Consider the following 320-nt stretch of genomic DNA (forward strand, 5'->3'; position numbering starts at 1 on the left):
GCGCGGACCGGGTTCCCGGGTTGTTCATCAACACCCTGCCGGTGCGTCTCGACACCAGCCGCGGCGGCGTGCTGGATACGGTCCGGTCCATGCAGGCTGATCTGGCGGAACTGCTGGTTCACGAGCATGCCCCGTTGGCGTTGGCACAGCGCATGAGCGGTGTGGCTGCCGAAGCACCGCTCTTCACTGCCCTGTTCAACTACCGGCACAGTGCGGGTGCTGCGGACGCCGATATGGAAGTGGAGGGGATCGAAGTCCTCTTCGCCCAGGAGCGGACCAACTATCCGCTGACGGTGTCGGTGGATGACACCGGTGACGGG

Annotated in this window: 1 protein-coding gene; it reads left to right on the forward strand. The window is 65.3% G+C overall.

All coding sequences use genetic code 11. From position 1 onward, the window contains the following. A partial coding sequence (locus IG99_RS43775; protein ID WP_037684633.1) for a condensation domain-containing protein occupies nucleotides 1-320 on the forward strand: 320 nt, incomplete at both ends.

The organism is Streptomyces griseus subsp. griseus, from assembly GCF_000720255.1.
Taxonomy (GTDB): domain Bacteria; phylum Actinomycetota; class Actinomycetes; order Streptomycetales; family Streptomycetaceae; genus Streptomyces; species Streptomyces griseus_I.